General features: G+C 66.2%; 24 protein-coding genes. 17 read left to right on the top strand and 7 right to left on the bottom strand.

Annotation, left to right across the window (positions count from 1 at the left end; all coding sequences use genetic code 11):
- Nucleotides 1–6: 6 nt before the first annotated feature.
- Both ACFOPH_RS17580 and petA read right to left on the bottom strand, forming a co-directional pair.
- Complete coding sequence (locus ACFOPH_RS17580; protein ID WP_312547903.1) at nucleotides 7–1422, bottom strand: cytochrome bc complex cytochrome b subunit; 1416 nt, start codon at nucleotides 1420–1422, stop codon at nucleotides 7–9.
- A gap of 1 nt (nucleotide 1423) precedes the next feature.
- On the bottom strand, nucleotides 1424–2038 hold the full coding sequence (gene petA, locus ACFOPH_RS17575) for a ubiquinol-cytochrome c reductase iron-sulfur subunit (protein ID WP_312547905.1): 615 nt from the start codon (nucleotides 2036–2038) through the stop codon (nucleotides 1424–1426).
- Between the two features lie 308 nt (nucleotides 2039–2346).
- Between petA and mscL the strand changes: the two genes are divergently transcribed.
- The 4 genes from mscL to ACFOPH_RS17555 are packed head-to-tail and all read left to right on the top strand — an operon-like array spanning nucleotide 2347 to nucleotide 5072.
- Nucleotides 2347–2793: a large conductance mechanosensitive channel protein MscL gene (gene mscL / locus ACFOPH_RS17570; protein WP_312547907.1), complete on the top strand. Its 447-nt coding sequence runs from the start codon at nucleotides 2347–2349 to the stop codon at nucleotides 2791–2793.
- Nucleotides 2790–3974, top strand: coding sequence for a Do family serine endopeptidase (locus ACFOPH_RS17565; RefSeq protein ID WP_312547908.1), 1185 nt, complete (start codon nucleotides 2790–2792; stop codon nucleotides 3972–3974). Before mscL ends, ACFOPH_RS17565 begins: the two co-directional genes overlap by 4 nt.
- Nucleotides 3975–3998: 24 nt before the next feature.
- On the top strand, nucleotides 3999–4685 hold the full coding sequence (locus ACFOPH_RS17560; RefSeq protein ID WP_312547909.1) for a DUF2461 domain-containing protein: 687 nt from the start codon (nucleotides 3999–4001) through the stop codon (nucleotides 4683–4685).
- Between the two features lie 12 nt (nucleotides 4686–4697).
- Nucleotides 4698–5072, top strand: a complete 375-nt coding sequence (locus ACFOPH_RS17555; RefSeq protein ID WP_312547910.1) for a cupin domain-containing protein — start codon at nucleotides 4698–4700, stop codon at nucleotides 5070–5072.
- Between the two features lie 262 nt (nucleotides 5073–5334).
- Here ACFOPH_RS17555 and ACFOPH_RS17550 read toward each other — a convergent pair whose 3' ends face one another.
- The 5 genes from ACFOPH_RS17550 to ACFOPH_RS17530 form a co-directional block, all read right to left on the bottom strand.
- Nucleotides 5335–6348, bottom strand: a complete 1014-nt coding sequence (locus ACFOPH_RS17550) for an NAD(P)H-dependent glycerol-3-phosphate dehydrogenase (RefSeq protein WP_312547911.1) — start codon at nucleotides 6346–6348, stop codon at nucleotides 5335–5337.
- 22 nt (nucleotides 6349–6370) lie between these two features.
- The gene (locus ACFOPH_RS17545) at nucleotides 6371–6814 is read right to left on the bottom strand and encodes an SH3 domain-containing protein (protein ID WP_379736652.1); all 444 of its coding nucleotides are present in this window, start codon (nucleotides 6812–6814) and stop codon (nucleotides 6371–6373) included.
- A gap of 152 nt (nucleotides 6815–6966) precedes the next feature.
- Entirely contained in the window at nucleotides 6967–7425 is a 459-nt protein-coding gene (secB, locus tag ACFOPH_RS17540) for a protein-export chaperone SecB (protein ID WP_312547914.1), read from the bottom strand.
- Between the two features lie 224 nt (nucleotides 7426–7649).
- The gene (gene grxC / locus ACFOPH_RS17535; protein WP_182990218.1) at nucleotides 7650–7913 is read right to left on the bottom strand and encodes a glutaredoxin 3; all 264 of its coding nucleotides are present in this window, start codon (nucleotides 7911–7913) and stop codon (nucleotides 7650–7652) included.
- Nucleotides 7914–7935: 22 nt separating this feature from the next.
- Nucleotides 7936–8337 carry a rhodanese-like domain-containing protein gene (locus ACFOPH_RS17530; RefSeq protein ID WP_312547939.1) on the bottom strand — a complete coding sequence of 134 codons (402 nt, stop codon included), beginning with the start codon at nucleotides 8335–8337 and terminating at the stop codon, nucleotides 7936–7938.
- A gap of 103 nt (nucleotides 8338–8440) precedes the next feature.
- On the opposite strand from ACFOPH_RS17530, the gene gpmA reads away from it, so the two are divergent.
- From gpmA to gspD, 13 genes are all read left to right on the top strand, one after another.
- On the top strand, nucleotides 8441–9187 hold the full coding sequence (gene gpmA / locus ACFOPH_RS17525; RefSeq protein WP_379736650.1) for a 2,3-diphosphoglycerate-dependent phosphoglycerate mutase: 747 nt from the start codon (nucleotides 8441–8443) through the stop codon (nucleotides 9185–9187).
- A 3-nt stretch (nucleotides 9188–9190) separates the two neighbouring features.
- Nucleotides 9191–10600 (top strand): murein hydrolase activator EnvC family protein, encoded by a 1410-nt coding sequence (locus ACFOPH_RS17520; protein WP_379736648.1) that lies wholly within the window; start codon nucleotides 9191–9193, stop codon nucleotides 10598–10600.
- A gap of 8 nt (nucleotides 10601–10608) precedes the next feature.
- Nucleotides 10609–12081, top strand: a complete 1473-nt coding sequence (locus ACFOPH_RS17515; protein ID WP_379736646.1) for a S41 family peptidase — start codon at nucleotides 10609–10611, stop codon at nucleotides 12079–12081.
- Between the two features lie 270 nt (nucleotides 12082–12351).
- Nucleotides 12352–13113: a HesA/MoeB/ThiF family protein gene (locus ACFOPH_RS17510; RefSeq protein ID WP_312547917.1), complete on the top strand. Its 762-nt coding sequence runs from the start codon at nucleotides 12352–12354 to the stop codon at nucleotides 13111–13113.
- A gap of 136 nt (nucleotides 13114–13249) precedes the next feature.
- Nucleotides 13250–13702, top strand: a complete 453-nt coding sequence (gene gspG, locus ACFOPH_RS17505) for a type II secretion system major pseudopilin GspG (RefSeq protein ID WP_312547918.1) — start codon at nucleotides 13250–13252, stop codon at nucleotides 13700–13702.
- Between the two features lie 8 nt (nucleotides 13703–13710).
- Nucleotides 13711–14220: a GspH/FimT family pseudopilin gene (locus ACFOPH_RS17500; RefSeq protein WP_312547920.1), complete on the top strand. Its 510-nt coding sequence runs from the start codon at nucleotides 13711–13713 to the stop codon at nucleotides 14218–14220.
- Complete coding sequence (gene gspI / locus ACFOPH_RS17495; RefSeq protein WP_312547922.1) at nucleotides 14217–14591, top strand: type II secretion system minor pseudopilin GspI; 375 nt, start codon at nucleotides 14217–14219, stop codon at nucleotides 14589–14591. Before ACFOPH_RS17500 ends, gspI begins: the two co-directional genes overlap by 4 nt.
- 10 nt (nucleotides 14592–14601) lie before the next feature.
- Entirely contained in the window at nucleotides 14602–15234 is a 633-nt protein-coding gene (locus ACFOPH_RS17490; RefSeq protein ID WP_312547924.1) for a PulJ/GspJ family protein, read from the top strand.
- The gene (gene gspK, locus ACFOPH_RS17485; RefSeq protein ID WP_379736643.1) at nucleotides 15234–16370 is read left to right on the top strand and encodes a type II secretion system minor pseudopilin GspK; all 1137 of its coding nucleotides are present in this window, start codon (nucleotides 15234–15236) and stop codon (nucleotides 16368–16370) included. Before ACFOPH_RS17490 ends, gspK begins: the two co-directional genes overlap by 1 nt.
- Nucleotides 16371–16386: 16 nt before the next feature.
- Nucleotides 16387–17595, top strand: a complete 1209-nt coding sequence (gspL, locus tag ACFOPH_RS17480) for a type II secretion system protein GspL (RefSeq protein WP_379736641.1) — start codon at nucleotides 16387–16389, stop codon at nucleotides 17593–17595.
- Entirely contained in the window at nucleotides 17592–18113 is a 522-nt protein-coding gene (locus ACFOPH_RS17475) for a type II secretion system protein M (protein WP_312547929.1), read from the top strand. The genes gspL and ACFOPH_RS17475 overlap by 4 nt, the downstream gene beginning before the upstream one ends.
- On the top strand, nucleotides 18110–18883 hold the full coding sequence (gene gspN / locus ACFOPH_RS17470) for a type II secretion system protein N (RefSeq protein WP_312547930.1): 774 nt from the start codon (nucleotides 18110–18112) through the stop codon (nucleotides 18881–18883). Before ACFOPH_RS17475 ends, gspN begins: the two co-directional genes overlap by 4 nt.
- Nucleotides 18883–21189, top strand: coding sequence for a type II secretion system secretin GspD (gene gspD, locus ACFOPH_RS17465; RefSeq protein ID WP_379736638.1), 2307 nt, complete (start codon nucleotides 18883–18885; stop codon nucleotides 21187–21189). Before gspN ends, gspD begins: the two co-directional genes overlap by 1 nt.
- The last annotated feature ends 1 nt before the right edge of the window (nucleotide 21190 follow it).

The raw sequence follows: 21190 nt of genomic DNA, 5'->3' as shown, positions 1-21190 counted from the left end.
CGTTGATCAATGCGGATGGAAAGTCACGCGCTTGGGCAGCGGCTTGAAGCGGCCGGCCGCGCTCCACCACGGCATCAGGAGGAAGAAGCTGAAGTACAACAGGGTGCACACCTGCGAAATGATGGTGTACGCCGGGGTCGGCAGCTGGGTACCGAGGTAGCCCAGGGCGATGAACGAGATGCCGAACAGCGCATACACCCACTTGTGCCAGTCCGGACGGTAGCGGATCGACTTCACCGGCGAGTGGTCCAGCCACGGCAGGAAGGCGATGATCACGACCGACGAGCCGAACAGCACTACGCCCCAGAATTTCGCTTCCAGCACCTGCGGCAGCATGCCGACGATCAGCAGCAGGGCAATCACGGCGATCGCCACCTTGGCCTTGAACGACAGGCGCGACTTCATCCAGATGAACACGACATACAGGGCAATCGCCGCCATCAGCACGTACATGAAATCGGCGGTCGTGGCGCGCAGCACCGAGTAGAACGGCGTGAAGTACCAGGTCGGCGCGATGTGCGGCGGGGTCTTCATCGAGTCGGCCGGGATGAAGTTGTTGTACTCGAGGAAGTAGCCGCCCATCTCAGGTGCGAAGAACACGACTGCCGAGAAAATCAGCAGGAACACCGAGACGCCGAAGAAATCCTTGGTCGTGTAGTAAGGGTGCGACGGGATCGCGTCCACCGGATGGCCGTCGGCGCCGATGGTGTCCTTGACTTCGATACCGTCCGGGTTCGAGGAACCCACTTCGTGCAGCGCGATCAGGTGCGCCGCCACCAGGCCCAGCAGCACCAGCGGCAGGGCGATGACGTGGAAGGCGAAGAAGCGGTTCAGGGTCGCGTCCGACACCACATAATCGCCGCGGATCCACAGCGACAGGTCCGGTCCGATGACGGGGATCGCACCGAACAGGTTGACGATCACCTGGGCGCCCCAGTACGACATTTGGCCCCATGGCAGCAGGTAGCCGAAGAAGGCCTCGGCCATCAGGCACAGGAAGATCGCGAAGCCGAACAGCCAGATCAGCTCGCGCGGCTTGCGGTAGGAGCCGTAGAGCAGGCCGCGGGTCATGTGCAGGTAGACGATGATGAAGAAGGCCGAGGCACCGGTCGAGTGCATGTAGCGCACCAGCCAGCCCCAGGGTACTTCGCGCATGATGTATTCGACCGAGCCGAAGGCGAGGTTCGCGTCCGGCTTGTAATGCATCGTCAGGAAGATGCCGGTGACGATCTGCAGCACCAGCACCAGCATCGCCAGCGAGCCGAAGATGTACCAGACGTTGAAGTTTTTCGGGGCGTAGTAGCGGCCCCATTGGTCGTACCAGAGTTTCGACAGCGGGAAGCGGTCGTCGATCCAGGCCAGCGCGCGGTGGCCGGCCGGCGCGGTGGCCGGCAGCTTGGTTTCCTTGAATGGGCCGCCCATGTTATGCCTCCCCTTTTTCGTCTTTGCCGATCACGATCTTGTTGTCGGACAGGTACATGTACGGCGGCACGTCCATGTTGGTCGGGGCCGGCTTGTTCTGGAACACGCGGCCGGCCAGGTCGAACGTCGACCCATGGCAGGGGCAGAGGAAGCCGCCGTGCCAGTTGTCGGGCAGGTTGGGCTGCGGACCTTCGGCGAAACGGGAAGAGGGCGAGCAGCCCAGGTGCGAGCAGATGCCCACGGTGACCAGGACTTCCTTGTGCTCGGGGCGGGCGCGGTATTCGTTTTTCGCGTACTCCGGCATGTCGAGCTGGTAGATCTTCTCGGAGTTCGGATCGGCGAGGAGCGCGTCGTTCTTCGGGAGGCTGGCCATCATTTCCGGCGTGCGGCGCAGGATCCAGACCGGCTTGCCGCGCCATTCGACGACCTTCATTTCGCCGGGCTTGACGTCCGAGATGTCCACTTCGACCGGAGCGCCGGCCGCCTTGGCCCGCTCGGATGGTTGGAACGTGCTGACCAGGGCGCCTGCCGTGGCTACACCGACGACCCCGCCCGCCGCGCATGTAGCGACGAGCAAGCCGCGCCGGCCTGAATCGACCTGCTTTTCATTACTCATACCAACCCCACTCCGTGAAATTACGAAACTTTAGAATCAATAAAGAGCTTGCAGCAACACAAAATTATATGTGAATGGCAATCTTTATTGGAGAAAAAATATTACGTGCGCAGCAATAAGGGGACAGGCGTCCCGTTGGCAACCGATGCTGCGCTGCAGATCAGCCATCCTGCATGCAAGCAGGGCATGCATCCGGAGTAGACAGCCGGGTGTGGAACCCGGCGCGTGCGTACAGCATCCAAGGGCTTTGCGGTATCATCGCTTTGGCTATTTCAACAAGAACCTTAATCAAAAACAGGAGAAACGCAATGGCGATGATGGAAGAGTTTAAAAAATTTGCGATGCGCGGCAATGTGATCGACCTGGCGGTCGGCGTGATCATCGGCGGTGCCTTCGGGCGCATCGTCGATTCGCTGGTCCAGGACGTCATCATGCCGCCCATCGGCCGCCTGTTCGGCGGCCTCGATTTCGCCAGCTACTATATTCCCCTGAACGGCCAGGCCTATGGGCTGGCGCTGGCGGAAGCGAAAAAAGCCGGCGCCGTGATCGCCTACGGCAACTTCATCACCATCTTGCTGAACTTCATCATCCTCGCCTTCATCATCTTCCAGATGGTGCGCCTGATGAACCGCCTGCGCCAGCGCGTCATGCCCGAGGAAGCAGCCAAGGCGCCGGCCACGCCCGAAGACATCGTGCTGCTGCGCGAAATCCGCGATGCGCTGCGCGATCCCGCCCGCCCTGGACCGACCCAGTGAAAGATCTTCCCAACACAGGCCAGCCCGGCACGGCGCGCCGGCTCTGGCTGCTGTTCGCCCAGGCGGTCACGATCGTGCTGGCGATCTATTTCGTCCTCACCGTGTTCCGTCCTGACTGGCTGGGACGTGCGCCCATCCAGGTGCCGGTCGGGCCGAAGGCCAGCACGGTGCCGGTGCTGCAGGCGCAATCGGTACCGGCCGCCGGCAGCTACCGCGAAGCGGCCGGGCGCGCCATGCCCGCGGTGGTCAACATTTTGACCAGCAAGGCTTCGCGCGAAGCGCATCCGATCCTGAAAGACCCCTTTTTCCGCCGCTTCTTCGGCGACCGCCTGCCGCCCCAGGAGCAGCTGGCCAGCCTCGGTTCGGGCGTGATCGTCAGCGCCGAGGGCTACATCATCACCAACAACCACGTGGTCGAAGGCGCCGACGCGATCGAGGTCGGCCTGGCCGACGGACGCAAGGCTACGGCAAAAATCGTCGGCACCGATCCCGAGACCGATCTTGCCGTGATCCGCATCAAGGAGCGCAATCTGCCGGTGATGGTGCTGGGCCAGCCGGACGAGGCGCGCGTCGGCGACGTCGTGCTGGCGATCGGCAACCCCTTCGGCGTCGGCCAGACCGTCACCATGGGCATCATTTCCGCGGTAGGACGCAACAACCTGCACATCAACCATTTCGAGAATTTCATCCAGACCGACGCCGCGATCAACTTCGGCAACTCGGGCGGCGCCCTGGTCGATACCCACGGCAACCTGCTGGGCATCAATTCGGCGATCTATTCGCAGACCGGCGGCTCGGTCGGCATCGGCTTCGCCATCCCGGTTTCCACCGCGCGCACGGTGCTCGAATCGATCATCAAGCACGGCCAGGTGGTGCGCGGCTGGATCGGCATCGAGTCGCAAGACATCACGCCCGAACTGGCCGACAGCTTCGGCCTGGCGCGCAAGAGCGGCGCCATCATTGCCGGCGTGGTGCGCAACGGTCCGGCCGACCGTGCCGGCGTGCGCCCGGGCGACATCCTGCTCGCGGTCGAGGGCAAGCCGGTCGCCAGCACCGGCGACATGCTGAACCTGGTCGCCCAGCTCGAACCGGGCGCCAAGGCGCGCCTGACGCTGATGCGCCAGAACCGGGAGGCGACGGTGGACGTCACGGTCGGCAAGCGCCCGCGCCAGAGCGACTAATTCATTACACTTTCCGGACTTTCCATGCACCTGCGTGACCTGACGCAATACCTGACCGAGCTCAAAGAAAACAACGCCCGCCCCTGGTTCATCATGAACAAACCGCGCTACGACATCCTGCGCGAAGAGTTCCATGACGTGGTCAGCGAGCTGATCCGCGAACTGGCGAAGTTCGACAAGCAGGTCGCCGCCTGCGACCCGAAGAAGGCGATGTTCCGCATCAACCGCGACATCCGTTTTTCCAACGACAAGACGCCCTATAAGACGCGCTTCTCGGCCGGCATCGCGCCGAACGACAAGCGCCGCCCGAGCGCCGGGGCCGGCCCGACTTATTATTTCCAGATCGAGGGCGACGGCACCCTGGGTTTCGGCGCCGGCGAATACCTGCCCCCAAGCCCGCGCCTGAAGGCGATCCGCGAGCACATCGTCAACGATGCGACAGGGTTCGCCAAAATATTAAAGAATAAACACCTGCGCGCGACCTACCGCAGCCTGCTGGAAGAAGACAGCCTGCAGCGGCCGCCGAAGGGGTTCGATGCGGACCACCCGCACATCGAGTACATCAAGCTGAAAAGCTTTTTTGCCTGGACCGAGGTGCCCCTGGCCCTGAACAAGCCGGAGCAGCTGGTGCCGCAACTGGCGCGCGGATTCGAGGATGCGTTCGCGCTCGTCACCTGGCTGCGCGGCGTGACATATACGGAAGAAGAGTAAAAAGGAGGCGGCATGGCCTTGCAACACGCAGCATCGGGCGAACGGATCGCCTTGCAACGCGGCGAAGACGACATCGCCAATTTCACGTCGATCGCGCTGGCGAAGACCGAACACATGGAACTGATCCGATTGGTCGTTCCCAAGGACAAGCCGATGCCCGAGCACCGGGTCGAAGGCGAGATGACGCTGCTGTGCCTGGAAGGAGAAATCGCCTTCGACGCCCATGGCCGAACGATCGTCCTGCGTCCGAACGAAATGGTGTATCTGGCCGGCGGCGAACCGCACGCGATCCGCGCCAACGTCGACGCGGTAGCCCTGATGACCATCCTGCTGGGTCCGGTGCGCAGCGGCGGCCCGACCAGGGACCCGCGCGGGCAGGGCGGCTGATTCCGGTCGGCTGCGCGTTCAACCGACGCTGGATCAATCGGTCATCAATGATGAACGCGGTATCGGCCGTAGGGTGGGCACTCCGTGCCCACGCGAACCGTCGAGCCACGTTGGCTCAATTTTTGTTGCTGCCTTCGGTATATCGAAACGCCTCCGACTGATCATTAGTAGGCGCTAACTTCAAGTATGCGGTGCGGCCCGAATCGAGCCAACACCGTTCACGGATCCGCGTGGGCATTCCGTGCCCACCCTACGGTCGAGCTTACGCCAACTCGTTCCTCGGATCGCGCGCCAGCAACTGCGCCACCATCTCTTTCGCATCGTAGCCATCGAACAGCACCGCCGCCACCGCATTGGTGATCGGCATGTCCACGCCCAGCCTGGCGGCCAGTTCGCGTACCGCCTTCGAGCACGGCACGCCTTCGGCGACGTGGCCCAGTTCGGCGACGATGGTGTCGAGCGGCTTGCCTTCGGCCAGCGCCAGGCCGACGCGGCGGTTGCGCGAAAGGTCGCCGGTGCAGGTCAGGATCAAGTCTCCCATGCCGGTCAGGCCCATGAAGGTGGAGGCTTGCGCGCCCAGCGCTTCGCCCAGGCGCGTGATCTCGGCCAGGCCGCGCGTGATCAGGGCCGCGCGCGCGTTCAGGCCGAGGCCGAGGCCGTCGGCGGCGCCGGTCGCGATCGCCAGTACGTTCTTCACCGCGCCGCCGACTTCCACGCCGATCAGGTCGTCGCAGGCGTAGACGCGCAGGTTGCCGCCGTGGACGGCGCCGACCACACGGTCGCGCAGTTCGCGCGAGGTCGAGGCCACCGTCAGGGCGCAGGGCAGGCCGCGCGCCACTTCCTGGGCGAACGAGGGGCCGGACAGCGCCGCGCCCGGCACGGCGTCGCCCAGCACCTCGCGCACCACCTGGTGCGGCAGCAGGCCGGTGCCGTATTCGAAGCCCTTGCACAGCCAGACCACGTTCGGGATCGTGCGGCCTTTCAGGCTTTCGAGCAGCGGACGCAGGCCGGCCACCGGGCAGGCCGCGATCAGGAGCGGCGCCTCGTCCGGGCCGGCCTCGGTCACATGCGCCAGCGCCGCCTCGAAGTCGGCGCTCACGCGCAGCGACGCCGGCAGCGGCTGGCCCGGCAGGTAGGCGGTGTTTTCGCGTGCCGCTGCGGTGGCGGCCATCTGTTCGGGGTTGCGGCCCCACAGCAGTACATCGTGGCGCGCGGCCACGGCAATGGCGACGGCGGTGCCCCAGGCACCGGCGCCGAGCACGGTAATCTTGTTCATATTGTTGAATTCTTGCATTCGCTTAGAAGCCCCAGATGTCGGCGCCGCGTACGTAGCCGACGATGCCGTCGCGGTGGCGTACCTGGGCCCAGCCGCCGGAGGCGGGCGCGAGCAGTTCCAGCAGTACGCCCTTGTCGGCGGTCATCACGAGCGCCGCGTTGTCGTCGGGCGCGGCGCGCACGCGGGCCAGGACAGCCTTCACGACCACGTTACGGTGGGCAGCCAGGCCCTTGGCTTCGGTCCAGGCCAGCGCGCCGTCGGCATCGCGCACCCTGACCCAGTCGCCGTAGCGCGCCACGACTTCGACCGGCATGCCGCGCGGCGCGACAAACAGCTTGGCGCCGCGCGCGGAAGGCGCGTCGTACAGCACCACCGAGGGCGCACCGACGGAACGGAAATCGAAGGCGGAGGCACTGCCGCATGCCAGTACCAGCAGCACGCTTGCGGTTAGTCGGGAACAGGTCATCGCGGGCCCCGGGTTGGCAAACCAGACGCCAAATTGGCAGGAAGGGCAGGCGCCGCGTCAGCCGCGCCTGCCCGTCGAGGATCTTGGAAGGACAGCCGCCACATGGGCTCCTGTCCTTGCAGCCACCGATGCGGGTGGCCGGATACGGCTACTTAGTTGGTCGGTGCGGCGGCGGCTTCGGCCATCGCCTGGCGACGCTGCTGGTAGAACACCTCGAAGTTGATCTCGGCCAGGTGCACGGGCGGGAAGCCGGCACGGGTGATCACGTCGGCGATGTTGCTGCGCAGGTAAGGGTAAACGATGTTCGGGCAGCCGATGCCCAGCAGCGGATCCATCTGGTCGGCAGGGATGTTGCGTGCCTCGAAGATACCGGCCTGCTTGCCTTCGACCAGGAAGGCAACCTTGTCCTTGACCTTGGCGGTCACGGTGATGGTGACGGTCGACTCGTAGATGCCATCGGCGATTGCTTCGGCGCCGACGTCCAGCGAGACCTCGATGGTCGGGGCTTCCTGCTCGAGGAAGATCGCCGGGGAGTTCGGTTGTTCCAGCGACATGTCTTTCAGGTAGACGCGTTGGATTTGGAATACTGGTTGCAGGTTTTCGTCAGACATGGAACGCTTTCGTTATGGAGTAAAAGGGACGGCAAGCGCCGGCCCCGATGGGCTTGGAGTCAAACGCACCGGCAATTGTATCAAAATCAATTTGGAAGCAATAGCTCCCGGCGGGAGGCTTTGATCAAGCCCTGAGGGATGCCCCGTTCGCGCAACAAAACGCGGGGCTGAGAGGGGAGACGTGGCCCGCGCGGGCGCTCGCGCCCGCGCGGTAGGCCTACTACTTATTCGCCCTTGAGCAGCGGATCCAGGCGGCCTGCCTGGTCCAGCGCATACAGGTCGTCGAAACCGCCGACGTGGGTCTCGCCCACGTAGATTTGCGGCACGGTACGGCGGCCGGTCTTTTGCATCATGATCTGGCGCTGCTCAGGGTCGAGGTCGACGCGGATGCGCTCGATGTCGGTGACGCCCTTGGCTTCGAGCAGGCGCTCGGCGCGTACGCAGTAGGGGCAGCTGGCAGTGTGGTACAGGACAACGTGTGCAGTCATCATTCTTCCTTCCGATTCTGGGTTACTTGGTTACCGGCAAGCCGGCCGCGGTCCAGGCGTTGATGCCGCCATCCAGGCTGAGCACGTCCTCGAAGCCGGCCGCCTTCAGTTGGCGCACGGCCTTGTCCGAACGGGCGCCGCTCTGGCAGACGACGACGACGGTGCGGGTTTTCGATTTTTCCAGCTCGCCGATGCGATTGCTCAAGTCTGCCAGCGGAATGTTTTTCGCGTCGCGCAGATGACTGGCGGCAAACTCGTCGGCGCTACGCACGTCGAGCACCAGGGTCTTGCCGCGATTGATGAACTGGGTCACCTGCAGCGCAGTGGCGCGGCGACCCTTCGGCGCCAGGGCTGGCCACAGCAGCGCACCACCGGAAATGGCAGCAATTGCAACAATGAAGATATTATCGAGGATGAATTTCACAAGGCTTCCATTGGTTGAAGTCAATCCGAGCATTATAAAATAGAAGCCGGACCGGATCTTCAAGTCACCATTTCGCAGACTTTTAAAGAGTAAAGAAGAGCTTATGTACAAAATCGTATTCATGCGCCACGGCGAATCCACCTGGAATCTCGAGAACCGCTTTACCGGCTGGACCGACGTCGACCTGACCGAGAAGGGCGTCAACGAGGCGCGCACCGCCGGCCGCGTGCTGCGCGAAGCCGGTTTCCGGTTCGACGTCGCCTACACCTCGGTGCTCAAGCGCGCGATCCGCACGCTGTGGCTGGCGCTCGACGAAATGGACCAGATGTACCTGCCGATCAAGAACGACTGGCGCCTGAACGAGCGCCACTACGGCGCCCTGCAGGGCCTGGATAAAGCCGAGACCGCCGCCAAGTTCGGCGACGAGCAGGTGCTGGTCTGGCGCCGCAGCTACGACACCCCGCCGCCTGCGCTGGAAGCGTCGGACGACCGCGTCTCCTTCGGCGACCCGCGCTACGCCGGCCTGGATCAAGCCCAGATCCCGCTGACCGAATGCCTGAAGGACACCGTGGCGCGCGTGATGCCGGCCTGGAACGACGAGATCGCCCCGGCCATCCGCGCCGGCAAGAACATCCTGATCTCGGCCCATGGCAACAGCCTGCGCGCCATCATCAAGATGCTCGACAACATCAGCGACACCGACATCGTCGGCCTGAACATCCCGAACGGCCAGCCGCTGGTCTACGAACTGGACGAGAACCTGAAGCCGATCCGCCACTACTACCTGGGTGACCAGGAAGCGATCAATGCCGCCATGGCGGCTGTCGCCAACCAAGGGAAGGCGAAGTAAGTCTTGCGTTTTCCAGTCAAGAAGTCGGCCGGCAGCGCCTTGCTGTGCGGCCTGCTGGCCTGCGTGCTGGCAAGCACCGCCCTGGCCGCCAAGCCCACCGAGCGCAGCCGCCAGAAAGCGGCTGCCGAGGCCAAGCGCGCCGGCATCCAGCAACAGCTGTCGGAGCTGAAGAAAGAAATCAGCCGCACCGAGGACCAGAAAGAGGACGTCGCCGACGACCTGGCCGAATCGGAAGCGGCGATCTCGAACGCCAACCGTGCGCTGCGCGACCTCGCCAACGAACAGCAGGAAACCAATGTGCGCCTGCAGGACCTGGCGACCGAGCACGAGCGCCTTGGGCAAACAATTGTTGGGCAGAAAAAACAATTGTCAGCCCTGCTGCGCGAACACTATGTCGCCGGCAACGAGGACCGCATCAAGCTGCTGCTCTCGGGCGACAACCCGAACCGCATCAACCGCGACCTGCAGATGATGGCCTACGTGTCGCAGGCCCAGGCGCGCCTGATCGACTCGCTGAACGCGAACCTGGCGCAGGTGCAGGAAAACCGCGACAAGGTCGAGAACGCCAAGACCGAACTGGAAGAAATCGCACAGGAACAGCGCGATCAAAAGGCTGTCCTGGAAAAGGAAAAAGTGCGCCGCGCCGCGCTCTTGAACAGCCTGTCGAGCAAGCTGGTGGCCCAGCGCAAGCAGGCCGACACCTTGCAGCGCGACGAGCAGCGCATGAGCGGCCTGGTCGACCGCCTGACGCGCCTGATCCGCGAACAGGCCGAGGCCGAGCGCAAGCGCCAGGAAGCGCTGGCTGCCGCGCGTGCGAAAGCCGCGGCCGAGGCGAAGGCCCGGGCCGAGGCGCGCGCCGCCGCGAAAGCCGAACGCGAACGCCTGGCGCGCGAAGCGGCCAAGGCCGGCAAGCCGGCGCCGAAACCGCTGCCCGAGCCGGAAGAGCCGAAGGTGGCCGAGCAGGCGCAGGAAGAACGCACCCCGGACATCTCGCTGGCGCCGGCCGCGCCGGCCGGGGCGTTTGCCAAGATGAAGGGACGTCTGACGAAGCCGGTCAACGGCAGCATCGCGGCGCGCTTCGGCGCCAAGCGCGGCGGCGACGGCCCGAGCTGGAAAGGCATGTTCATCAAGGCGCCCGAAGGCACCGAGGTGCGCGCCGTGGCGGTCGGCCGCGTGGTGCACTCGGGCTGGATGCGCGGCTTCGGCAACCTGATCATCATCGACCACGGTGGCGACTACCTGTCGATCTACGCCAACAACCAGACCTTGTTGAAACGCCTGGGCGACGCCGTGCGCGCCGGGGAGCCGATCGCCAGTGCGGGCAATACCGGCGGTAACGAGGAATCGGGTCTATACTTCGAGCTCAGGCATCTAGGCAAGGCTTTCGATCCGGCGAGCTGGATCAACTTCTAGGGGTAGCAATGGGCAACAAAGCAAAGAACGCGGGACTGGTCGGCCTCGGCCTGGCGGCCGGGGTGGCCTTGACGGTGCAGGTCTCGGCCTGGGCGCAGAAGGGGGCCGACAGCCCGCTGCCGCTCGAGGAGCTGCGCCAGCTGGCCGACGTCTATGGCCTGATCAAGAGCGACTACGTGGTGCCGGTCGAGGACAAGAAGCTGCTGTCCGAAGCCATCTCCGGCATGGTCGCCTCGCTCGACCCGCACTCGGTCTACCTCGACCAGAAGTCCTACCGCGAGATGCGCGAGAGCGTGCAGGGCAAGTTCGTCGGCATCGGCATCGAGGTCGCCAGCGAAGACGGCTACGTGAAGATCGTCTCGCCGATCGAGGATTCGCCGGCCTACCGCGCCGGCATCAAGGCGGGAGATTTGATCACCCGCATCGACAACGTCCCGGTCAAGGGCCTGTCGATCGATGAGGCCGTGAAAAAAATGCGCGGCAAGCCCGGCAGCAAGGTCACGCTGACCATCGCCCGCCGCGGCGACGACCGCCCCTGGGTGGTGCCCGTGACGCGCGAGGAAATCCGCGTGCAGAGCGTCAAGGCGAAAATGGTCGAGCCCGGCTACGCCTGGGTGCGCATCAGCCAGTTCCAGGAAGCGACCCTGGACGAACTGGCGAACAAAACCGCCGCCCTGTACAAGGACAATCCGGACATCAAGGGCCTGGTGCTCGACCTGCGCAACGACCCGGGCGGCCTGCTGCCGGGCGCGATCGGCGTCTCGACCGCCTTCCTGCCGAAGGAAGAACTGATCGTCTCGACCAAGGGGCAGATCGAGGACTCGAACAAGTCCTATTACGGCCGCCGCGAGTTCTACGCGTCGGGCGGCACCGATCCGCTGGCGAAGATGCCGGCGCAACTGAAAACCGTGCCGATGGTGGTGCTGGTCAACGGCGGCTCGGCCTCGGCCTCGGAAATCGTCGCCGGCGCCCTGCAGGACTACAAGCGCGCGATCGTCATGGGTAGCCAGACCTTCGGCAAGGGCTCGGTCCAGACCCTGCGGCCCCTGTCGGCCGACACCGCGATCAAGCTGACCACGGCGCGCTACTACACGCCGAAGGGCCGCCCGATCCAGGCCACCGGCATCGCACCGGATATCGCCGTGGAAGAAACCGCCGAGGGCGACGGCCTGAACGCGCTGCGCGTGCGCGAAGCCGACCTGCAGCGCCACCTGACCGGCGAAAACGAAAAGCCAGGCGCGAACAAGGCGCGCGACGAAGCCGAGCAGCGCCAGAAAGCCCTGGCCGCGCTGAAGAACCGCCAGCCGCTGGAACTGGGCGGCAAGGACGATTTTCAACTGGCCCAGGCCCTGAATCACTTCAAGGGCTTGCCGGTGAAGACGGCCAAGCCCGAGGCGGTCGAAGCCGAGCCCTCGTCCGCGGCGAAGGCCTTGCCGGGTACGGAGACGAAACCGCCGGAGTTGAAGGACTCGAAGAAATAAAACCGGCGCGGGCTTGTTGTGGCCCGGTCCGGTGGCGGTAGGGTGGGCACCCCGTGCCCACGCGGAACGTCGAACAGTGTTGGCTCAGCCGTTGCCGTTGTCCCGGGCACGTCGAAACGTATCCGGATGATCATTTGGAAGTGCTACCGTCATTCGGCCGTGCGGTACTGCTTGAATCAACACTGCGTATGCTTCCGCGTGGGCACAGGGTGCCCACCCTACGGTCGATGCCAACACCGCCCGGTGACGGTATATAAGATTATCCACCCCATGAACGACACCCAGCTCCTGCGCTATTCGCGCCACATCCTGCTCGACGAGATCGGCATCGAAGGCCAGCAGCGCCTGCTCGATGCGCACGCCCTCGTCATCGGCGCCGGCGGCCTCGGCTCGCCTGCCGCGCTCTACCTGGCCGCCAGCGGCATCGGCCGCATCACCCTGGTCGACGACGACGAGGTCGACCTGACTAACCTGCAGCGCCAGGTCATGCACACGACCGAACGCATCGGCATGCCGAAGGTCGCGTCCGGCCGCACCGCGCTGCAGGCGATCAACCCGGAAGTCGAGGTCGTCGCCCTGCGCGAACGCGCCGGACCGGAACGACTGCGGGAACTTGCGCGCTCGGCCACTGTCGTATTAGATTGCAGCGACAACTTTGCCACTCGTCACGCCGTGAACCGCGCCTGTGTCGCAGCCGGGGTGCCGCTGGTGGCGGGGGCGGCGATCCGGTTCGACGGGCAATTGTCGGTGTTTGACATGCGTCAAGAAAATTGCCCGTGCTACGCCTGCGTGTTCCCCGAAGACAGCGGTTTCGAGGACGTTGCCTGCAGCACCATGGGCGTGTTCGCGCCCCTGGTCGGCATCGTCGGCGCCGTGCAGGCGGCCGAGGCGCTCAAGCTGGTCATGCACATCGGGCAATCGCTGGCCGGGCGCCTGCTGCTGCTCGACGGCCGCGCGATGGAGTGGACCAGCATCGGTGCCGCACGCAACCCGGCTTGCCCTGTCTGCGCAGAAAGAGGCGCGCACGCTTGAGCTGCATTCTTGCCAGCTCTGCAATACAATGCCCCACCTTGCCCGTGAGCGAAGCCGCACCCATGGCAAGTGGCCGCTGTCACAATTCGGCCTTATACTAAGTCGATTGTTCCGATCCACCTATCCAAGATTGACTATGCAGAACGTATCGCACCGTGCAGTTGGCCGCCGTTTCGCGCGCGGCTTCACCCTTGTTGAAATCATGGTTGTCGTGGTCATCATCGGCATCCTTGGCGCACTCGTGCTGCCGAAGGTGCTGGGCCGTACCGGCGAATCGCGCGTGGTCGCCGCCAAGACCGATATCGCCACCCTGATGCAGGCACTCAAACTGTACAAGCTGGATAACCAGCGCTATCCGACCACCGAGCAGGGCCTGCAGGCCCTGACCACCCGCCCGACCTCGGGCCCGGCCGCCAATGGCTGGAAGGAAGGCGGCTACATCGAGCGCCTGCCGAAGGACCCGTGGGGTAATCCTTACCAGTACCTGTCGCCGGGCCTGCACGGCGAGATCGACGTGTTCTCGTTCGGCGGCGACGGCCAGGCCGGCGGCGAGGGCGAAGACGCCGACGTCGGTTCCTGGCAGCAGTAACGCCCGTCATGGCTGCCGTCGCGGCGCCGCGCAGAAGCACCGGCTTCACGCTGGTCGAAATCCTGGTCGTGATGGTCATCATCGGCATCACGCTGGGCATGGCCTCGCTCAATGCGATCCCGAGCCCGCGCCAGGACCTGGAAAACGAAGCCAAGCGCCTGACCCTGCTGCTGCAGCTGGCGCGCGACGAGGCCATCGTGCGCAACCGCGAAGTGGCCTTCGAGGCCACGCCCGAGCGCTACCGCTTCATCGTCCGCACCGACACCGGCTGGACGCCGATGAACCAGGACGACCTGCTGCGCGAACGCGCATTCCGCAACGCGCCGCTGCGCCTCCTGCTCGACCCGCCGGCGGCGGGCGGCGGCGGTGGCGACGCGCTGCGCGTGACCTTCGGCCGCGAGCCGGTGCACAAGCCTTTCCGCCTGACCTTGGCCAGCGGCAACCATAGCGTGGCGATCAGCGCCGACGGCGTCGGCCACTTCGTCGTCGTCGATCCCGCCACCGAAGGCGTCCAATGAATTTCCGTAGCGCGCGCGGCTTTACTTTGCTCGAAGTGCTGGTGGCCCTGGTCATCGTCGGTACCGCGCTCGGCGCCGGCCTGCGCGCCGTCGGCAGCCTGACCGCGAACAGCGCCGGCCTGCGCGCGGCCATGATGGCGACCTGGTCGGCCGAGAACCGGCTGGTGCAGATCCGCCTCGGCCGCGAATTCCCCGACGTGGGCAAGCGCAACTTTGCCTGCGGCCAGGGCGACCTCGAATTGATCTGCCAGGAGGAAGTCCTGGTCAGCCCGAACCCCCAGCTGCGCCGGGTCGAGGTCTCGGTGTTCGACAAGGCCAATCCCGAGCGCCGCATCCTGAAGCTGGTCCAGCTGGTTTTAAGGCCGCGATGAGGAGGCCGCGATGAAGGGGACGATGAAAGCGGCGCGCGGCTTCACGCTGGTCGAACTGCTGGTGGCGATCGGCATCCTGGCGATGGTGGCCGTGCTCGGCTGGCGCGGCCTGGACGGCATCGTGCGCGCCCGCAGCGCCTTGACCGAGCAGATGGAAACCACGCGCGGCATGCAGCTCGCCTTTGCCCAGCTGCAAAGCGACTGCGAGCACGCGGCCGACGCCAGCATCCTCGGGCGCCGGCGTCCCTTCCTGCAGCAGGAAGACGGCCGCATCACCCTGGTGCGCACCGTGTTCAACGAAAACGAACCGGCGCGCCTGCAGGTCATCGCTTACCGCCTGGTAAACGGGCAGCTGCTGCGGCGCGAATCGATCGCCACGCGCGACCTGGCCCAGCTCGACGCGCTGTGGCAGGCCGCGATCAGCGACATCGACACGACCCCGGCGGTGGTGCTGCAGGGCGGCGTCGAGGCGATGGCCGTGCTGATCTGGCAGAACGGCGCCTGGCGGCCCCAGGTGGAGGCCAATCCCCAGGCGCCGGTGACGAGCGCCTCGGCGCTGGCCATCACGGGGCTGCAGGTGGTGTTGCGTCCGCGCGGCTTCCCGCAGCCGCTGACCAAATCCTTCCTGCTGGGGAGCATCTGATGCGCCCTTATTACCAGGCTCGCCGCCCCCGCCCGCCGCGCCAGCGCGGCGTCGCCGTGATCACCGCGCTGCTCCTGACCACGCTCGCGATCTCGATCGTCGCCAGCCTGTTCTGGCAGCAGCAGGTCGAGGTGCGCTCGATGGAGAACCAGCGCCTGAACCTGCAGACGCGCTGGATCCTGCGCGGCGCGCTCGACTGGGCCTCGCTGGTGCTGCGCCAGGACGCCGTCGACAACCGCGAATACACGGCCTTGACCCACGTCTGGGCCACCCCGCTGGCCGAGACGCGCCTGGACCAGTACATCGAGCGCGAGCGGATCGAAGGCGAAACCTTCGACGCCAGCCTGTCGGGCAGCATCGCGGACGCTACCTCGCGTTACAATCTCAGCAATCTGTCGAGCGGCGGGCAGATCGACCTGGCCCAGGTGGACATTTTCGCGCGCCTGCTGAGCAACCTGCAGCTCAACCCGGCGCTGGCGAAGACGGCCGCGAACATGGTTGCCGCCGGTGCGCCGCCCGCGGCAACCGGGGCGGTCGATCCGGTCACCGGGCAGGAACTCGACGGGCCGGGCGGCAAGCAGGACGACCCCGGCGCGGTGCCGGGCGGCAGCAGCGAGCCGGGACAGCCGGGCACCGACGCCGGCGCTGGCGGCGACGATGCCGGTGCCGGAGCCGGCGGCGGCGGGGCGCGCCTGCAGGCGGTGTCGCGCGAAGGCATCGGCACGCCGATCAAGTTCCTGGAAGTCGAGGATCTGCTTACTGTAAAAGGATTTACGCCGGAAATCGTGAACAAGCTGCGCCCCTTCGTGACCGTGCTGCCCGATCCGACGCCGGTAAACGTGAACACCACATCGCCCGAGGTGCTGGCGGCGGTGGTCCCGGGTTTCTCGCTGTCGGAAGCCAATGCACTGGTACAGCGGCGCCGCAACGTACCCTGGCGCGGCATGCAGTACTTTATTGCCGATGTCGGCGGCAAGACGCTGACGGAGAATTCGGTGGACGTACATAGCAATTATTTCATCGTGTCCAGCCGCATCCGGCTGGACCGGGCCGCCCTGAACGCCGAAGCGCTGATCAAGCGCGCTCCCACCATGGGACCCGGCAGCATTACGGTGGTCTGGGTTCGTCAAAACTAGAAGAAAGCGAGACGGTTTGACTACACTTTATATCCGGCATCCCGCACGCGCCGAAGGCGAGGGCGCCGCCTGCCGCTTCGCCGTCGTGAGCGACGCCGGCGTCATCGAGCAGCAGGGAGAGGGCACGCTGCGCAACCTGACCGACCTGGTCGCCGCCAGCCGCCGCGTGGTGCTGCTGCTGGCCGGCGCCGACGTCAACCTGATCACCGTGCAGGCGCCTCCACTGGCCGGCAACAAGCTGCGCGCCGCGCTGCCGGGCCTGGTCGAGGAACACATCCTGGGCGATCCGCTCGACTGCGTGTTGGTGGCCGGCCCGCAAGGCGGCGACGGCACCCGTCCGGTGGCGGTGGTGCAGCGCGAGTGGCTCGAGCCGCTGGTGCGCACCCTGCTGGCCCAGGGCGCGCGCGCCGTGGCGGCGCTGCCTTCGCAGCTGTGCCTGCCCTTGCTGCCGGGCGGCGTGTCCGCCGCGATCGGCAACGCCGAGCTGCTGTTGCGCCAGAGCCAGTACGGCGGCCTGGGCCTGGCGCTCGACGCGAATCCCGCCACCGCCCTGCAGACCGCGCGCGCGCTGGCCGGCGATGCGCCATTGACCCTGTATGTGCCGCGCGAACAGCTGGGCGAATACCAGGTGCTGCTGGCCGAGGCCGGCCCCGGAACCGTGCTTGAAACGGACGACTGGGCGCACTGGATCAACGGCGCGAAAAGCACGGCCTTCGACCTGGTCCCTGGCCTGGGTGCGGCCGGCGCCCGCCAGCGCGACTGGCGCCGCTGGCGCGTGCCGATCGCCCTGGCGTTTCTTGCCGTGGTGGTGAACCTGGCCGGCCTGAACATCGAATGGCTGCGCCTGCGCGGCGAATCGACCGCGGTGCGCCAGCAGATGACGCAAACCTACCGCTCGGTGTATCCGAACGAGCCGGTGTCCGATCCGGTGGCGCAGATGCGCCTGCACATCCAGCGCGCCCAGGCCGGCAGCGGCCAGATCGCGCCGGACGAATTCCTGTACCTGTCAAGCGCACTCGGCGAGGCAACACGAGAACTGCCGCGTCCGCCCGGCATTACATCAATGGAGTACAAGGAACGCTCGCTGCGCGTGCGCGTCCAACCGGAGACGGTAGACCCCGCCACGCTGCGGCAGCTGCAGGCGTCCTTGTCCGCACGAAATTTAAGTCTGGAAGAAACCGCGCCCGCCAACTGGACGGTGCGCAGCACGGGAGCCAAGCCATGAGTCTGGGCAGCACAATCGGGCAGGTGCGCGAACGCGCCCTGGCGTACTGGATCGCGCGCTCCGACCAGGAACGGCGTTACCTGACGGTCGGCTTCGGCGTCGTCGTGCTGGCGCTGGTCTATATGGCGCTGATCGAGCCGGCGGTCGAAGGCCGCGCCCGCCTCGAGCGCTCGCTGCCGGCGCTGCGCCAGCAAGCCGCCGAACTGTCGGGCCTGGCCGAGCAGGCGCGCGCCCTGGTGGGCCAGGCGCCGGCGCCGGTCACGCCCATGACCCAGGAATCGCTCAGCGCCAGCCTCAACGCCCGCGGCATCAAGCCGGCCTCGCTCACGCTGACTGGCGAATACGCGCGCATGCAGGTCAACGGCGCCTCGTTCGCCAACCTGCTGGTCTGGCTCGACGCCCAGCGGCGCGAGAACCGCATCGCGGTGCAGGAAGCCAGTTTCACGGCCCAGGATCCGGTGGGCCAGGTCGACGCCAGCCTGACGCTGCGCCAGGACACCGGGACCGGTTCCCGATGAGGCGAGGCTTGTTGTGGCTGGGCGTCGTCGCGCTCGCGGTGGCCCTGACGGTGCTCGTTTTCCTGCCCGCGACCTGGCTCGGCAACATCGTCGAACGCCAGACTGGCGGCCGTTTGACTCTGGGGGATGCGCAGGGTACGCTCTGGAAGGGCTCGGCATTCGTGGGCGGCGCGCCGGGCGAGGGTGGGGCGGTGACGCCGCTGCTGCCGGGACGCTTCGCATGGCGCCTGTCGCCGCTGGTGCTGTTCGGCCAGGTGAGCATGACGCTGGAAAACCCGCAGGCGCTGGCGCAGCCGGTACTGGTCGAGGGCAGCTGGTCGCAGTGGCAGGTCAGCGCCGGGCAGTTGCTGCTGCCGGCCGAAGGGCTGGCCGGCCTGGGCGCGCCGCTGAACACGCTGGCGCCGTCGGGGGTGATCCGCCTGAGCTGGAACCGGCTCGACCTGGTACGCCAGGCGAACAGCGTCGCGGTCACCGGGCGCACCGTCCTGAGCCTGAGCGACATGGGATCGCGCATGGCGCCGATCCGGCCGCTGGGCAGCTACGAGATGGCGATGGACTGGCGCGGCGAGCAGGCCGACCTGGTGCTCTCCACGGTGCGTGGCGCGCTGTTGTTGTCGGGAACAGGGAAATTGCAGAACGGACGCCTGCGCTTCTCGGGGCAGGCGTCGGCCGCGGACGGCTACGAAGACACGCTGGGCAACATGTTGAACCTGCTGGGGCAGCGGCGCATGGTGAACGGTAAAAACATAATCGCACTTGAGTTCAGATAATGAAAACATCCTTCCGTAGCACCCCCGAATTCCCGGCGCTGCGCCGGATCGCCGCCGGCGTCCTGCTGTGCTGCGCAGTCGCCACGGCGCTGCCGCCCGCGCCGGCGTTTGCCCAGGAAAACGCGGCCGCGCTGAGTTTCGTGAATGCCGACATCGAATCCGTGATCAAGGCGGTCGGCCACTACACCGGGATGACCTTCATCGTCGATCCGCGCGTGAAGGGCACCCTGACGCTGCAGTCGGAAAAGGCGCTGACCAAGACCCAGGCCTTTGGCCTGTTGACCTCGGCCCTGCGCCTGCAGGGCTATGCGGTCGTCACCACCGGCGAAGGCTATGCCAAGGTGGTGCCGGAAGCCGAGGCCAAGCTGCAATCCTCGCCGACCCAGGTCGGCACCCGCGGTTCGCGTGCCCAGGGCGACCAGATCGCCACCCAGATCTACCACCTGCAATACGAATCGGCCGCCAACCTGACGGCCGTGCTGCGCCCGCTGATCTCGCCGAACAATTCCATCATGGCGAACCCGGGCAACAACAGCCTGGTCATCACCGACTACGCCGACAACCTGCGCCGCCTGTCGCGCATCATCGCCGCGCTCGACGCGCCGGTGGCGGCCGACCTCGACGTGATTCCTGTCCGTAACGGCATCGCCAGCGACATTGCCACCCTGGTCGGGCGCCTGATGGAGCCGGCCGCCGGCGGCGATTCGGGCCGCGTCACGGTGCTGGCCGACGCCCGCACCAATTCGATCGTGGTGCGCGCGCCGTCGCAGGCGCGGGCGAATCTCGCCAAGTCGCTGGTCGCCAAGCTCGACCAGCCGACCTCGGAGAAGGGCAACATCCACGTCGTCTACCTGAAGAATGCCGACGCCACCCGCGTCGCCCAAACGCTGCGCGCCGTGGTCTCGCAGGACGCCTCGGCGGTGCCGGTGCAGCAGCAGGGCACCTCGGGCGGCTCGATCCAGGCCGGCGCCCAGGGCGGCGCCCAGGGCACCGGCGGCGGCAACCTCGGCGGCCAGCAGGGCCAGCAGAGCAGCATCGGCATGGGTGGCACCGGCAACACCTTCGCCCAGCAGGGCCAGGCAACCTCCGCCGGCGGCGGCGGTGGCCAGGGCTCCGGCTTCATCCAGGCCGACGCCTCGACCAATAGCCTGATCATTACCGCGCCGGATGCGATCTACCGCAACCTGCGCGGCGTCATCGACCAGCTCGACGTGCGCCGCGCCCAGGTCTACATCGAGGCGCTGGTGGTCGAGATGAACCAGCAGAAGGCGTCGGAGTTCGGCATTCAGTGGATCGGCCTGTCGGGCAGCGACACCAGCAAGTACCGCGTCGGCGGCCTGCAGTCGTTCACCAGCACGAATGGCGGCATCGTCGACCTGGTCGCTGCCGCGCGCGCGGGCCTGAGCGACCCCACCAACGTGCCGCGCCTGTCCGGCCTGACGGTCGGCCTGTTCAAGCAGATCAATGGCGACCTGAGCCTGGGCGCCGTGGCCAGCGCCCTTGAAAACGACGGCGCCGCCAACATCTTGTCCACACCGAACATGATCACCCTCGATAACGAGTTGGCGACGATCAAGGTGGGCCAGAATATTCCGATCATCACGGGTTCGTTCACGACCGGCACCAGCGGTGCGAACAACCCCTTCCAGACCGTGGACCGCAAGGACATCGGCCTGCTGCTGAAGGTGCGCCCCCAGATCTCCGAGGGTGGCGTGATCAAGCTCTCGGTCTACCACGAGAATTCCGGCATCGATAATTCCGTGATCCGGAACGAGGGCATCGTGACTACCGTGCGTGCAATCGAAAGCAATATCCTGGCCGACGATGGCCAGATCATCGTACTGGGCGGCCTGATCCAGGACAACGAGGACCACGGCCAGGAAAAGGTGCGCGGCCTGGGCGACATCCCGGTGCTGGGCAACCTGTTCAAGTACCGCTCGCGCACGCGCAACAAGACCAACCTGATGGTGTTCCTGCGCCCGGTCGTGGTGCGCAGCAAGGAACAGAACAACAGCATTTCGCTGGACCGCTACGAATACATGCGCGCCTTGGGCCAGTCGAACCGCGCGCCGGACGACACCATCCTGCTGCGTGACCTAGGCGCGCCGGAACTGCCGGCCCTGACCGAAGGCCAGCCGGCCGCCGGCGGCACGCTGGCGACGCTGCCGGCGCCGGCACCGGTGCCGGTGCGTCCTGGCGCCGGCACCGGCGACACGAACCTGCCGCCGAGCCAGCCGGCCTCCGCGCAACCGAGCGCGGCGCCCGTGCCCGAATACCGCCCGGTCCAGCCGCAGAATCGGAATTGAG

The sequence above is a fragment of the Massilia haematophila genome (assembly GCF_042647645.1).
GTDB lineage: Bacteria > Pseudomonadota > Gammaproteobacteria > Burkholderiales > Burkholderiaceae_D > Telluria > Telluria haematophila.
This window is presented reverse-complemented; position numbering and strand designations above follow the sequence as displayed.